General features: G+C 41.6%; 13 protein-coding genes. All 13 read right to left on the bottom strand.

All coding sequences use genetic code 11. The features are described 5' to 3' along the window. Positions 1–51: 51 nt before the first annotated feature. The 13 genes from FEZ08_RS01815 to FEZ08_RS01755 all read right to left on the bottom strand — a co-directional run bounded on the left by FEZ08_RS01815 (position 52) and on the right by FEZ08_RS01755 (position 13,457). Positions 52–765 (bottom strand): biotin--[acetyl-CoA-carboxylase] ligase, encoded by a 714-nt coding sequence (locus FEZ08_RS01815; protein ID WP_138189989.1) that lies wholly within the window; start codon positions 763–765, stop codon positions 52–54. Then, positions 765–1,133, bottom strand: a complete 369-nt coding sequence (locus tag FEZ08_RS01810; protein ID WP_138189988.1) for a hypothetical protein — start codon at positions 1,131–1,133, stop codon at positions 765–767. The genes FEZ08_RS01815 and FEZ08_RS01810 overlap by 1 nt, the downstream gene beginning before the upstream one ends. Positions 1,134–1,257: 124 nt before the next feature. Then, positions 1,258–4,107, bottom strand: a complete 2,850-nt coding sequence (uvrA, locus tag FEZ08_RS01805) for an excinuclease ABC subunit UvrA (protein ID WP_138189987.1) — start codon at positions 4,105–4,107, stop codon at positions 1,258–1,260. Between the two features lie 220 nt (positions 4,108–4,327). Then, the gene (locus tag FEZ08_RS01800; RefSeq protein ID WP_171014878.1) at positions 4,328–5,122 is read right to left on the bottom strand and encodes a metallophosphoesterase; all 795 of its coding nucleotides are present in this window, start codon (positions 5,120–5,122) and stop codon (positions 4,328–4,330) included. Positions 5,123–5,236: 114 nt separating this feature from the next. After that, positions 5,237–6,277, bottom strand: coding sequence for a winged helix DNA-binding domain-containing protein (locus tag FEZ08_RS01795; protein ID WP_138189985.1), 1,041 nt, complete (start codon positions 6,275–6,277; stop codon positions 5,237–5,239). 95 nt (positions 6,278–6,372) lie between these two features. Next, on the bottom strand, positions 6,373–7,557 hold the full coding sequence (gene tuf / locus FEZ08_RS01790) for an elongation factor Tu (RefSeq protein ID WP_138189984.1): 1,185 nt from the start codon (positions 7,555–7,557) through the stop codon (positions 6,373–6,375). A 215-nt stretch (positions 7,558–7,772) separates the two neighbouring features. Continuing rightward, a complete protein-coding gene (fusA, locus tag FEZ08_RS01785; RefSeq protein WP_138189983.1) occupies positions 7,773–9,845 on the bottom strand; it encodes an elongation factor G in 2,073 nt (690 codons plus the stop codon). Between the two features lie 118 nt (positions 9,846–9,963). After that, positions 9,964–10,434, bottom strand: a complete 471-nt coding sequence (rpsG, locus tag FEZ08_RS01780; RefSeq protein ID WP_138189982.1) for a 30S ribosomal protein S7 — start codon at positions 10,432–10,434, stop codon at positions 9,964–9,966. Positions 10,435–10,744: 310 nt separating this feature from the next. Continuing rightward, the gene (rpsL, locus tag FEZ08_RS01775; RefSeq protein ID WP_138189981.1) at positions 10,745–11,155 is read right to left on the bottom strand and encodes a 30S ribosomal protein S12; all 411 of its coding nucleotides are present in this window, start codon (positions 11,153–11,155) and stop codon (positions 10,745–10,747) included. A gap of 213 nt (positions 11,156–11,368) precedes the next feature. Further along, positions 11,369–11,833, bottom strand: coding sequence for a flavodoxin family protein (locus FEZ08_RS01770; protein ID WP_138189980.1), 465 nt, complete (start codon positions 11,831–11,833; stop codon positions 11,369–11,371). Further along, positions 11,830–12,066 (bottom strand): helix-turn-helix transcriptional regulator, encoded by a 237-nt coding sequence (locus FEZ08_RS01765; RefSeq protein ID WP_138189979.1) that lies wholly within the window; start codon positions 12,064–12,066, stop codon positions 11,830–11,832. Before FEZ08_RS01765 ends, FEZ08_RS01770 begins: the two co-directional genes overlap by 4 nt. Position 12,067: 1 nt before the next feature. After that, positions 12,068–12,556, bottom strand: coding sequence for a hypothetical protein (locus FEZ08_RS01760; protein WP_138189978.1), 489 nt, complete (start codon positions 12,554–12,556; stop codon positions 12,068–12,070). Positions 12,557–12,698: 142 nt separating this feature from the next. Continuing rightward, positions 12,699–13,457, bottom strand: a complete 759-nt coding sequence (locus tag FEZ08_RS01755) for a MerR family transcriptional regulator (RefSeq protein WP_138189977.1) — start codon at positions 13,455–13,457, stop codon at positions 12,699–12,701. Positions 13,458–13,564 lie beyond the last annotated feature (107 nt).

Below are 13,564 nucleotides of genomic sequence, written 5' to 3'. Positions count from 1 at the left end.
ATCCCGCTCGAAATGCCGCTCAAATAAGCGGCTATTTCAAAACCAATTCTATTATAGCATATCTGCATACACCGACTCAAAACTTATCGCTCCGCTATACACCAAACGCTCCATTCCAATCTCATCCCGAATCCGTAAAGTACCACTTGCATCAATACCAAGCAACAACACCTGATCGGCATCAACCTTAACCCAAGAACCAAGACCATACATAATCCGCTCATACTCAGCAACAAAATCCGTGGTGCCGGCAACAAATCGATCAAAATATATCGCAAACTGCCCTAACACAGCATCCATCACAACATCTCGGTCAAGCTCCGTACCCGTGACTAAAGCAAGTGACGTCGCCTTCGCAGCAACCTCATCAGGAAAATCAAGCTGATTTACATTGAGACCAATGCCAATAACTGCCTTGCTACCACGCGTCTCAACCAAAATACCGGCAAGCTTCTTACCGGCAACAAGCACATCATTCGGCCACTTCACTTGCGCTTCAACACCTAACTGCTGCAAAGCCGCAGTAACCGCCAACCCGCAGAAGAGCGCCAACCGGCCAATAACCGCTCGGCTCTCCTCAGGAATATCGACACAAATACTCATCATCACATTCATACCCGCCGCAGCTTGCCACGGTCGTTTAAAACGACCTATCCCGGCAGTCTGCTCATCAGTATAAATAACCATTCCGTGTGCACACTCATGCTCAAGGGCATACCGATTCGTCGAATCAATCACTTCAAAAAACTGCTTTTTGAACTCCATCACTTCGCCTCCGCATAACCGTGTCGCGCCATAACCGCATCAACATACTCATATAGCGCCGGCTTCGCCGCCTCATCATTAAATTTCACCTTAATGCTACCCTTGCCAAAACTCGCCTTCGGCAACTTTTCTTTCATCGCTTCCACCAAATCAAACTCCATTGAATGCACGGTAAAATGCGTCGAAGCCGCAGTAAACATCACATAACCCTCAGTGTACTTATCGCTGAACTTAAACATCGGCCGCTGGCGAAACATCACCAAAGGCACCTGCGGATATTTTGCTGCCGTATAATCAATAAACTCATTCATCCAAGCCTGCGCAATCTCCGGCAACGACTCAATATATTGTTGCGGTGTTTCAAACATTACTATCCCAGCTTTCATTGAAAAATCTTATACCCATTATAGCACATCAAAGCTTTATTGCACCTAACAAAAAAGCCGGAGCCAGCAGTAAACTGCTGGCTCCGGCCCAACTTTTCCCCAAAAATTAAATCCGCGGATGATCTTTATCCCGTTCAAGAATTTTTGCCAAGTATAACCCGGTATATGAGCCTTTTACTTGAGCAACTTCTTCAGGTGTACCGGTAGCAATCACTTGTCCACCACGGTCCCCGCCTTCAGGCCCTAAGTCAATAATATGATCGGCTACTTTTACAACTTCAAGATTATGCTCAATAACAATTACCGTATCGCCAGTATCAACAATTCGTTGCAATACTTCAATCAGGCGCTTCACATCATCAATATGAAGTCCGGTTGTTGGCTCATCAAGAATATAAATACTGCGGCCGTTAGAACGACGGTGCAGCTCACTTGAGAGTTTCACCCGTTGTGCTTCCCCACCAGAAAGCGTTGTTGCTGACTGACCTAATTTTACATAACCAAGTCCAACATCAACAATTGTTTGTAAACGACGTTTAATTTTAGGAATTTTATCAAAGAATTCTAATCCTTCATCAATCGTCATATCTAAAACTTCAAAAATATTTTTACCTTTATAGCGAATATCCAGTGTTTCACGGTTATAACGTTTTCCATGACAGACATCGCATGGAACATAAACATCTGGTAAGAAGTGCATTTCAATCTTAACTATCCCGTCACCTTGACAGGCTTCACAACGACCGCCCTTAACATTAAATGAGAAGCGTCCTTTTTGATAACCACGCATCTTCGCCTCATTTGTTTGTGCAAATAAGTCACGAATATCATCGAATACTCCGGTATATGTCGCCGGATTTGATCGTGGTGTCCGGCCAATTGCTGACTGGTCAATATCAATAACTTTTTCCAATTGATCCAAACCTTCAATTTTCTTATGCGCACCTGGCTTCTCTTTCGAAGAATAAAAGTGGCTTGAAAGTGAACGATATAAGATGTCATGGATTAAGGTTGATTTTCCTGAACCAGAAACACCGGTAATACAAGTCAATGTTCCTAATGGAAACTCAACATTAATATCTTTCAAGTTATTTTCAGTTGCCCCAACAACCTTTATCGTTTGTCCGTTCCCTTGGCGGCGCGCCTTAGGAAGCGGAATATATTCCTTACCTGACAAGTATTGCCCGGTAATTGAATTCTTGTTTTTCATAACCTCTTCCGGTGTCCCCATGGCAACAACTTCACCACCATGAACTCCGGCACGCGGTCCGATATCAATTAAAGTATCTGCCGCTAACATCGTATCTTCATCATGTTCAACAACAATAACGCTGTTGCCCAGGTCACGCATGCCTTGTAAGGTTTCAATCAAACGGTCATTATCACGCTGATGTAAGCCGATTGACGGTTCATCAAGTACATAAGTAACTCCGGTCAAGCGCGATCCGATTTGCGTCGCCAAACGGATCCGTTGCGACTCACCACCAGAAAGCGTCGCTGCCATCCTGCTTAAATTCAAATAACCAATCCCAACATTCTCAAGGAACGTCAAGCGATCACGAATCTCCTTAACGATCAGGTTGGCAATCTTGCGTTCCCGCTCATTAAGCTCTAAATGCTTCACATAGTGCAAGGCATCCTCAACTGAAAGTGAAGTCACTTCCGCAATATTGCGTTTATCAACGATAACCGACAACGCTTGCGGCGAAAGCCGCAACCCGTGACAATCAGGACATGATTGTTCACTCATACAACCGCGAATCTGTTCACGAACCCATTCGCTGGTTGTTTCACCATACCGACGTTCCAGGTTTGGTACCAAACCTTCAAAAGTATCACGTCGTTGATGTACCCGTCCAGACTCAGTCTGGAACTCATAATCAATCAATTTATTTGAGCCATATAAAATAACATCTAATTCTTTTTTAGTGAAATCTTCAATCTTCTTACTTAAATCAATACCTAGTGATTCACAAGTTTGTCGCAACATTGAATAATAGATTGATTCCGGTGACCAGCCCATACCATTAGAAACTTTACGTAAGTTTTCTGCAACAGTTAAATTTTTGTGTTTTAAAATTAACTCGGGGTCAACTTTTAAGTCAACACCAAGACCTTTACATGTAGGACAAGCACCAAAAGGAGAGTTGAACGAGAATAATCTTGGTTCTAACTCACCAACTGTAAATCCACAAATCGGACAAGCGAATTGTTCACTGAAGATTAATTCCTGATCACCAATAACATCAACCTTAATTCGCCCATGAGCAAGTTTCAATGCCGTTTCCAATGAATCAAATAATCGTGACTCAATGCCGCTTTTGATTGCTATCCGGTCCACGACTACTTCAATAGTGTGGCGCTTGTTTTTCTCAAGCTGGATATTGTCATCAATCATCATCATTTCACCATTAATACGCAAACGAATATATCCGTCTTTCCGTAATTGGTCTAAAACTTTAACATGCGTTCCTTTTTGTCCGTCAACAACCGGTGCTAAAACCTGCATTTTAGTTGCTTCTGGATATTGCAATAAACGGTCTACCATTTCCTGTACTGACTGCGCTTCAATCCGAATATGATGGTTCGGACAATAAGGTACACCAACACGAGCAAATAATAACCGTAAATAATCATAAATTTCGGTCATCGTTCCCACGGTTGACCGCGGGTTACGACCTGTTGTTTTTTGGTCAATCGAAATTGCCGGCGAAAGACCTTCTATTGTATCAACATCGGGTTTTTCAGCATTCCCTAAAAATTGCCGCGCATATGCTGATAATGATTCAACATAACGACGTTGCCCCTCTGCGTAAATAGTATCGAATGCCAATGAAGTTTTTCCCGAACCAGATAGTCCGGTCATGACCACCAATTGGTTCTTCGGAACATTAATATCAATGTTCTTTAAATTGTTCTCACGAGCACCTTTTACCACTATATATTCTTGACTCATAATAAATATCACCTGTTCTTATTCTATCATAACTATGGTGCAATTTCACGACAAATAAGCGTCACTGAAACGTAGAAAAAAAGTGTATTGCCTTACGCAACACACAGTTAAGCACAAAAGTTATTTTTTAACAATGGCAACCATGTCCCCCTACAAACTGAAATTGCCACTCCACTTATTATAGTGCAAAACAGAATTATTCTCAACTGATTTGCTTCGCTTATTCGGCTACTTTTTTTATCTGCAAACGAACAATAACTAACTCAGCCGGATTCATGATTCGTGGCAGCCAAACATGATTAGTCAAACCACGACTAACAACCATATTAGTCTGATTCATAGTATGAATTCCCGCTGTATATTTAGGTGCTAATCCCTGATTTACCGATGCTATACCTTCTTTAAATGGTTTAAAAGGCAAACGAATCTGCCCGCCATGTGCATGACCGGAAAATACTACATCAATATGATTGGCAACATAATCAGCAAACAACTCCGGTCTGTGACTCAGCAACACCGTAAAACCAGGCTTAACCATTGCCAAAGCCTCCTGTATTTCATCATTAATAACGACCGAATCATCAATTGTTTTCAAATAAAACTCAGGATCATCAACCCCGGCAATAATCAATCGATCATTGCCACGCTCAATAACCTCGGCTTCATTCCGCAACACATGAACACCAAGCTTGCGCATCTCTGCTTCAACTGCCAAATAAGCCGGTTCAACCCGAGCCTCATGATTGCCGGTACAATAATAAGTAGGTCCCAATTTCACCAGTTCACTCATCAAATGCAAAGCAACTCGCTCTTCATGATCATACAAATCTCCGGTCACCACAAAAATATCGGTGCGATGAGCACGAATTGCCGCTAACAACAGCTCATTATCAGCACCATATTCTTTATCATGTAAATCAGAAATCTGCATAATCGAAAATCCGGCGAAATGCTCCGGCAAACGTTCAGATTCAATTTCATGTTCATTAATCTCAAAATATCTTGTATTCCACATTGTCATCCATCTCCGCTGCCCTTATTATAACGCAAAATGCAATGAACTACCATCTCTATGGCTTATGTTAAAATTATACACCCGGGCCGCCTTCTGGGCGGCCCAGGTGTTTTTTCACTCCCAGAAATCACAGTATCGTTGTACCGCAGCATCGACCACTTCTTCACTGGCAATTGTAACCAGCGGCTTTACAATAGCTGCTGTGTGCTTACCCTTTACCTGCTTCTCCCAAGTGCCGGCAATCATACCCTCAGCAACCAGCCAATGACTATAATCTGACTGGCTGGCAACTAGCTCGCTGCCGGCTGAAAGCGCACTGCGATCTTTATAGCTCATGCCATACTCATCATAATCAGGCATCAAAAACGTTGTTGCCTTTAAGCCCTCTAATGACATCCCATTATCCCTGAAAATGTAATCTTTGCCATCAAAAGTCACAACCGCAAAGGAAGCATCAAGCAGTCTAGCGCCTAAACGTGCGTCGCTTAATGTAAGTCCTGACCAGTTAGCAAAATCATGCACCGTTGCCGGACCACGACTGGCGAAATAGCGCTCTGACAACATCGCTAACGCTTCTTCGTGCGCCAACGGAGCAGTTGTTGGCACCACATCATCAAGCCATGCATAAGTAAACTGCTTGCCCACGCGCGCACCACTACAGATAAGTCCGCAAAGCTCAGCATTCATCAACAAATAAGCAAGTGCCATGCCTTTAGCTTCAATTCCTGCCGCCGCAAACTCCTCAGCAAGCTGCGTACGCGTCATCTGCACACCACCGCTTAACTTGGCTTCAAGCACCGCATTTGCCTTGGCAAACAAATGCTCATCAACACCGACCTTACGATAATAACCGGCATTCTGCTGTTGTACTCGAGGTGCACTCAATGCAATGAGCCAACGAATATCCGCTGGAGCAACGAAATGCCAGGTCGGACGCAAGATATGCGTTCGAAGTATCTCGCCGCTATTAAAAGCTGCTTCAATATCGCTATCTTTCAATCCCGGCGCCCGCAGACCAACAGCCCATTTAGCCATTGCATATTCTTGCGCTTGCATTGCACCCATATGAGCGACTACTGCTTGTGGCGTTTTCAAGTCTGATGACAAAATTTTCTGGTTTAACAATCTGCGTGTTCGTATTTCTTCCTTATCCATGCTTGATACCACCTTGAATGTTTTTCTGCACTCAGTATAACACAAAAAAGACCTCTTGTAACAAGAGGTCTTTTTATTATTTATCCAAATCAGGATTATTCCATGATTTCAACAACTGAACCCGCACCTACAGTACGTCCACCTTCACGGATTGAGAACTTAGTTCCGTTTTCTACCGCGATTGTAGTGATCAATTCAACGATCATTTCAACGTTGTCGCCTGGCATAACCATTTCTGTACCTTCTGGTAATGTAACAACACCTGTTACGTCAGTTGTACGGAAATAAAATTGAGGACGATAGTTATTGAAGAATGGAGTATGACGTCCACCTTCTTCTTTACTCAAAACATAAACTTGTGCTTTGAATTTTTTGTGTGGTGTAACTGAACCTGGTTTAGATAATACTTGTCCACGTTCGATTTCGTTACGGTCAACCCCACGAAGCAATGCTCCGATATTGTCTCCTGCTTCAGCGAAGTCTAATAATTTACGGAACATTTCGATTCCTGTAACTACAACTGTACGAGTTTCACCGAAACCTACGATTTCAACGTTGTCGTTCAAGTTGATTTGTCCACGCTCAACACGTCCTGTAGCAACTGTTCCACGTCCAGTGATTGTTAATACATCTTCAACTGGCATTAAGAATGGTTTGTCAGTATCGCGTTCTGGAGTTGGGATATAAGTATCAACAGCTTCCATCAATTCAAGAATTTTCGCTTCATAACCAGCATCTCCTTCAAGAGCTTTTAAAGCTGAACCTTGGATTACTGGAGTATCATCTCCAGGGAAGTTATATTCGCTTAATAAGTCACGAATATCCATTTCTACTAATTCAAGTAATTCTTCGTCATCAACCATGTCACATTTGTTCATGAATACAACGATATATCCAACACCAACTTGGTTAGAAAGTAAGATATGCTCACGAGTTTGTGGCATAGGTCCGTCAGATGCAGAAACTACTAAGATAGCTCCGTCCATTTGAGCAGCACCAGTGATCATGTTTTTAACGTAGTCAGCATGGCCTGGGCAGTCAACGTGTGCATAGTGACGATTTGCTGTTTCATATTCAACGTGTGAAGTATTGATTGTAATACCACGTTCACGTTCTTCAGGAGCACCATCAATTTGGTCGTAACCCATTGCTTGTCCTCCACCATTTTTAGCTAATACAGTAGTAATAGCTGCTGTTAAAGTTGTTTTCCCATGGTCAACGTGTCCGATAGTTCCGATATTAACATGGGGTTTTGAACGGTCAAATTTTTCTTTTGCCATTATTAATTCCTCCTAAATTTATTAAACATTGTCGCTATCATTGTAACCAAATTGATTACAAAATACAACAACATTTCTTCTAAAATCAATAATTTTTAGCCAAAAACGATATTTTTAGCTGAGCATGTCGGCAAATCGGCAAATTTACCGACACGACAAGTTATTTTAAAGTCTGTATAGCAATAAAATTCATTGCCGGAAGCCAAAATTTTTGACTATCCTTTCACTTTTTTAATTGCTTCTTCTGCCAATGATTTTGGCAGGTCTTCGTAATGGTCAAATTGCATTACATAAACGCCACGACCTTGAGTCAATGAACGAAGTGTAGTTGCATAACCAAACATTTCTGCAAGTGGTACGAAAGCACGAACAACTTGAGCGTTTCCGCGAGCTTCCATTCCGTCAACGCGTCCACGACGAGATGTAATGTCACCCATAATATCTCCCATGTACTCTTCCGGAATAATAACTTCAACTTTCATAATTGGCTCTAACAATACTGCCTTACATTTTGTAGCAGCAGCTTTCAAAGCCATACTTGCAGCGATTTCGAACGCCATTTGCGATGAATCGACATCATGGTAAGAACCATCGAATAAAGTTGCTTTAATATCTACTAATGGGAATCCGGCAAGAACGCCGCCTTCCATAGCATTACGGATACCAGCATCAACTGAGTTAATGTATTCACGAGGAACAACCCCACCAACTACAGCATCAACGAATTCGTATCCAGCACCTTCTTCTTGTGGTTCAAATTTAACCCAAACGTGTCCATATTGTCCACGTCCACCAGATTGGCGAACGAACTTACCTTCAACTTCAGCTGCTTGACGGAATGTTTCACGATAAGCAACCTGAGGAGCACCAACAGTAGCCTCAACGTTGAATTCACGACGCATACGGTCTACAAGAACATCCAAGTGTAACTCACCCATACCAGCAATAATTGTTTGTCCGGTTTCAGAGTTTGTTTCCGCACGGAAAGTTGGATCCTCTTCAGTTAATTTAGATAAAGCAATACCCATTTTATCTTGGTCAGCTTTTGATTTTGGTTCAATAGCTACCTGGATAACCGGTTCCGGAATATGGATAGTCTCAAGAATGATTTCATGTTTCTCATCAGTTAATGAGTCACCAGTCGTAGTATCTTTCAAACCTACAGCAGAAGCGATATCCCCAGCGTATACTTCGCTGATTTCTTCACGACTGTTCGCATGCATCTGTAAGATACGTCCGATACGTTCTTTTTTACCTTTAGTTGCATTCAGTACATAAGATCCTGATTTTAAGACACCTGAGTATACACGGAAGAATGTTAATTTCCCTACATACGGGTCAGTCATAATCTTAAATGCTAATGCTGAGAATGGTTCAGAGTCTGAAGCGTGACGCTCAGCTTCTTCACCATTTGGTAAAGTACCTTTAATCGCAGGAATATCAGTTGGTGCCGGCAAGTAATCAATTACTGCATCAAGCATTGGCTGAACACCTTTATTTTTGAAGGCTGTACCACAAACTACTGGGTAGAATTGAACTGCAAGTGTAGCCTTACGGATACCTGCTTTCAGTTCTTCCTTAGTGATTTCTTCACCTTCAAGGTATTTTTCCATTAAATCTTCGTTTAATTCTGCAACTGCTTCAACTAAGTTCGCGCGAGCCTCTTCAGCTTCTGCTAACATATCAGCAGGAATTTCTTTAATATGAGGATCATTTCCTAATTCATCTTCATAAAATAAAGCATGCATTTCAACTAAATCGATCATACCAGTGAATGTATTTTCCGCACCAATCGGTAATTGGATAGGGTGTGCATTCGCTGCAAGACGGTCATGTAATGTTCCAACAGAGTAGTTGAAATCAGCACCGATTTTATCCATCTTATTAATAAATACGATACGTGGTACTTCATAAGTTGTTGCTTGACGCCAAACAGTTTCTGTTTGCGGCTCAACACCAGATTGAGCATCCAAAACGGCAACTGCGCCATCAAGTACACGTAATGAACGTTCAACTTCAATAGTGAAGTCAACGTGACCTGGGGTATCGATAATATTTACACGGTGGTCTTTCCACTCAGCAGTTGTAGCTGCCGAAGTAATTGTAATCCCGCGTTCTTGTTCTTGCTCCATCCAGTCCATCTGAGATGCACCTTCATGAGTCTCACCAATTTTGTGAATACGACCAGTATAGAACAAAATACGTTCTGTTGTTGTCGTTTTCCCAGCATCGATGTGGGCCATAATCCCGATATTACGTGTTTTTTCTAGTGAAAACTTACGTCCCATAGAATTTTTTCTCTCCTTTCAAAATTATTTCTTTGATGTGCTCTAAATACATAAAGCCCAATCAAATAAAGAATTTTGCAATCTTTCCATTAATAAACTCCTTGCAAAGCAAAGTTTATTACCAACGGTAGTGTGCAAACGCACGGTTTGCTTCTGCCATCTTATGTGTATCTTCACGTTTTTTCACTGATGCTCCATTTCCATTAGCAGCATCCATGATTTCGTTAGCAAGACGGATTTCCATAGTTTTCTCTCCACGAAGACGTGAATAATTAACTAACCAACGAAGTCCTAATGTAACTTTACGCTCAGGTGTTACCTCGATCGGTACTTGGTAGTTTGCACCACCAACACGGCGAGCTTTTACTTCAAGAATCGGCATAATGTTTTCTAACGCTTGTTCGAAAACTGCCATTGGCTCTTGCTCAGTTTTTTCAGCGATAATGTTGAACGCACCATATAAAATGTTTTGTGCAGTTCCACGTTTACCGTCGATCATAATTTTATTAATAAGGCGTGTCACCATTTTCGAGTTATAAATCGGATCTGGCAATACATCGCGTTTTGCGACTGCTCCTTTACGTGGCATGTCATTTCCTCCCTTCAAAATGAATGATACTGGTCGTCTTCATCGTCAAAGCCCCTCGCCTCAGTCGTCACGTATATTTAGATACGCTCCTCCTTCATCTCACGGCTTTTCCTCAAATACGCCACAGTCTAATCCATTTTAATTTTATTCATATTTTTGTTACGTTTATTGTTATTATTTTGAAGTATTTGAAAGCGATTGAAATCAAAGGAAATTGTATAAAATTATGAGGGCGCGTATCTAAATATACGTAACCGAATAATTTTATGCAATTTTCAAAGATTGCGAGCGCTTCTCAATGCTTCAAAAATTACTTAGGACGTTTAGTACCATAACGTGAACGTGATTGCTTACGGTTATTAACCCCAGCAGTATCAAGTGCACCACGGATAATACGGTAACGTACCCCAGGTAAGTCTTTGATACGTCCTCCACGGATTAACACAACACTATGTTCTTGAAGGTTGTGTCCTTCACCAGGAATATACGCTGTAACTTCAATACTATTTGATAAACGCACACGGGCATATTTACGAAGCGCCGAGTTTGGTTTCTTCGGTGTCATTGTACCAACACGAGTACATACGCCACGTTTTTGCGGTGAATTTACTTCAGTTTGTTTCTTTTTCAAGCTGTTAATTCCAACACCTAACGCTGGAGCTTTTGTTTTTCTTACTTTTGATTCACGGCCTTTGCGAACAAGTTGATTGATTGTAGGCATTTAAGGTCCTCCTCTCTTTCGTCATTCCTTGACGTTAATTATATCCTCTTGACCCACACTTCCGGGTGTATCAATAAGGTTTAAAAATAATCAGGGGCATATAGCAACCCAGACTTATATATTATAGTATAGCCAGCGTCTTACGTCAATATTTTTTTAAAAGAAATCCCGGTCAAGAGGGTGGCTCTTGACCGGGATCAACCTTCACTCCAATCAGTCAATCAGAGTATCAATAAAATTTTCGGCAGCGCGCAAATCCTCAGCATCAGGATGACGCTTATTCATTCCACCGATAAACTTCAAAAAACTATTAGTATTATATCCTTTGCAACTGAACTCGCCAGCAACCTTATAACCCTTTTTAGTTACAATATCACGAAGGGTGTTATGGTCACTAACCATCTTCTTCTCACTCGCTAAAGCCGCAGTAGAAAACAAGAATACTTTTTGTCCACCAGCTGCCGGGAGCGTTTCAGCAAAATCCAGCATCGGCTGATAATGTTTGGCACTATCAATGCCGGCACCTAGCCCAAGCAAAGTGCAATTCAAGATGTCATCTTCAGTGACTTCATCAATTTGCTTCACTTCTGCATGAGCTGTCTTCGCCATTGCTTGTGCAACTTTAGCAGTATTGCCATGATGATATGAATAAACAACTATTAACGCTTTACCACTCATTTTATCACCTCACTATTTTTCGGCTGACATTCAAAAACCTCACCAATCGGCACCGCAAATACATTAGCAATCTTAAAAGCAAGTTCAAGTGATGGCGAGTATTTACCGGCTTCAAGTGCAACAATTGTTTGCCGCGAAACACCAGCCTTTTCCGCCAATTCCAGTTGCGTCATTTCATCAGCGAAAAAGCGTAGCTTGCGAATATGATTAATTATATGCAACTTTTCTGCCATGTTACACACCTCTCTCGTTCAAATACACTTTCATTATCCCCTCAGCAATTGAACCAACAAAGAATGCTGCCGCCAAAACATTTAAACCAAACACCGGTGAAAATCCTAAAGCAAATAAACCAAGCGTAACCATAAACCCAGCACTAACAATAACAAAACTTACCCGCAAAGCCTTCATACTAATCAACTTATACATTTCATCTTCCAGATCGCTCGACTTAATAACCCGCTCAATATCCCTTTCAACTTCCTTGTCATCACGATCACGCTGTTGAATCGCAATGCCAATTGAAGCTCCGATATTAAATAAAATCTGAATCACAATACTAACAACAATCCCGGCACTAATAAAAATCAGCAACGCAATCGCCCACCCCTGCAAATCATCACCGGCTGGCGCCCAAGCGCTAAATCCATAAATAATATATGCAATAACTAACAAAATACCACCAAATACACTAGCAATAGTCTTCTTACTACTATAAGTCATAATCAATAACCCCTTTCAAAAGTAATTTATTACATACATAATGTATAATATTTCTTACACAATGTCAACTATAATAGCTTTTTTATTTAAAGAAACAAAAAAAGCACCGCCGTTCAACCGGCGGCAGCGCTTTTCAAACAACCTATTTACTCGTATAAATCAAAACTGCATCACGCAAAAACTCAGCTAAGCCCGGCTGCTCCTTATCATAGAAAGTCGCAAACCGCTCATCATCAACATACATCTGGGTAATCCCTCGATGTGCCTCTGCACTATATTCCGGCCAAAAAAACTGCAGCCATTGGCGATGTAGATCAGCCGCCTGTTGCGCCGCTTCGCTCCCGGCATCGCCAGTCGCAAAGCCTGCTTTAAGCGCCACAAACATTTCATCATTAATACGCTCAACCTCGGCATGCTCTTCAAACGACATATTGGCATACATCTTATTTGAAGCCGCCACTGCCGCTTCACCATATTTTTCACGAACCTCAGCACCATACTTAGCCTCATTATCAGCCAACTGTTGCTGCTTCAATCCTTCAAAACGTTCTTTATCAGTCATAGTTTCATCTCCTTTATTGGCAGCCATCGTTTTCTCAACATTATTAATAAGTAACTCTAACCGCATTTTCTTTTTCAGCAACTGAGCGAGATGATGTGCCAATGCTGACTGCATATCAAATTGTGGATCCAACATAATTGACTTAATCGTCTCCAAACTGACATCAAGCTCGCGATATAATAAAATTTGTTGCAACCGCTCAACCTCAAGAGCACCATAAATCCGATAACCGGATGAATTAATTCGTGCCGGCTTCAAAATACCAACTTCATCATAATAACGCAGCGTCCTGCTGCTCACTCCTGCCAGTTGCGCCAGTTTCTGCACTGTATACTCCATAATCTCGTCACCTCCTGATAATCATATCATAAACCCTTACGTTACGTGAAGGTCAATACTTTTTTAAAGAAAAATAAAAAACCAGGTCTTCCGCGGAAGACCTGGTT

This window comes from Culicoidibacter larvae, assembly GCF_005771635.1.
GTDB lineage: Bacteria > Bacillota_I > Bacilli_A > Culicoidibacterales > Culicoidibacteraceae > Culicoidibacter > Culicoidibacter larvae.
The sequence above is the reverse complement of the archived record's forward strand: the minus strand, read 5'-3'. Positions and strand labels throughout refer to the sequence as shown.

What these genes read in the sequence shown, in the direction of transcription:
- FEZ08_RS01815 (WP_138189989.1), bottom strand. Translation starts at nt 765, where the DNA reads ATGGAGTTCAAAAAGCAGTTTTTTGAAGTGATTGATTCGACGAATCGG.
- FEZ08_RS01810 (WP_138189988.1), bottom strand. Translation starts at nt 1,133, where the DNA reads ATGTTTGAAACACCGCAACAATATATTGAGTCGTTGCCGGAGATTGCG.
- uvrA (WP_138189987.1), bottom strand. Translation starts at nt 4,107, where the DNA reads ATGAGTCAAGAATATATAGTGGTAAAAGGTGCTCGTGAGAACAATTTA.
- FEZ08_RS01800 (WP_171014878.1), bottom strand. Translation starts at nt 5,122, where the DNA reads ATGTGGAATACAAGATATTTTGAGATTAATGAACATGAAATTGAATCT.
- FEZ08_RS01795 (WP_138189985.1), bottom strand. Translation starts at nt 6,277, where the DNA reads ATGGATAAGGAAGAAATACGAACACGCAGATTGTTAAACCAGAAAATT.
- tuf (WP_138189984.1), bottom strand. Translation starts at nt 7,557, where the DNA reads ATGGCAAAAGAAAAATTTGACCGTTCAAAACCCCATGTTAATATCGGA.
- fusA (WP_138189983.1), bottom strand. Translation starts at nt 9,845, where the DNA reads ATGGGACGTAAGTTTTCACTAGAAAAAACACGTAATATCGGGATTATG.
- rpsG (WP_138189982.1), bottom strand. Translation starts at nt 10,434, where the DNA reads ATGCCACGTAAAGGAGCAGTCGCAAAACGCGATGTATTGCCAGATCCG.
- rpsL (WP_138189981.1), bottom strand. Translation starts at nt 11,155, where the DNA reads ATGCCTACAATCAATCAACTTGTTCGCAAAGGCCGTGAATCAAAAGTA.
- FEZ08_RS01770 (WP_138189980.1), bottom strand. Translation starts at nt 11,833, where the DNA reads ATGAGTGGTAAAGCGTTAATAGTTGTTTATTCATATCATCATGGCAAT.
- FEZ08_RS01765 (WP_138189979.1), bottom strand. Translation starts at nt 12,066, where the DNA reads ATGGCAGAAAAGTTGCATATAATTAATCATATTCGCAAGCTACGCTTT.
- FEZ08_RS01760 (WP_138189978.1), bottom strand. Translation starts at nt 12,556, where the DNA reads ATGACTTATAGTAGTAAGAAGACTATTGCTAGTGTATTTGGTGGTATT.
- FEZ08_RS01755 (WP_138189977.1), bottom strand. Translation starts at nt 13,457, where the DNA reads ATGGAGTATACAGTGCAGAAACTGGCGCAACTGGCAGGAGTGAGCAGC.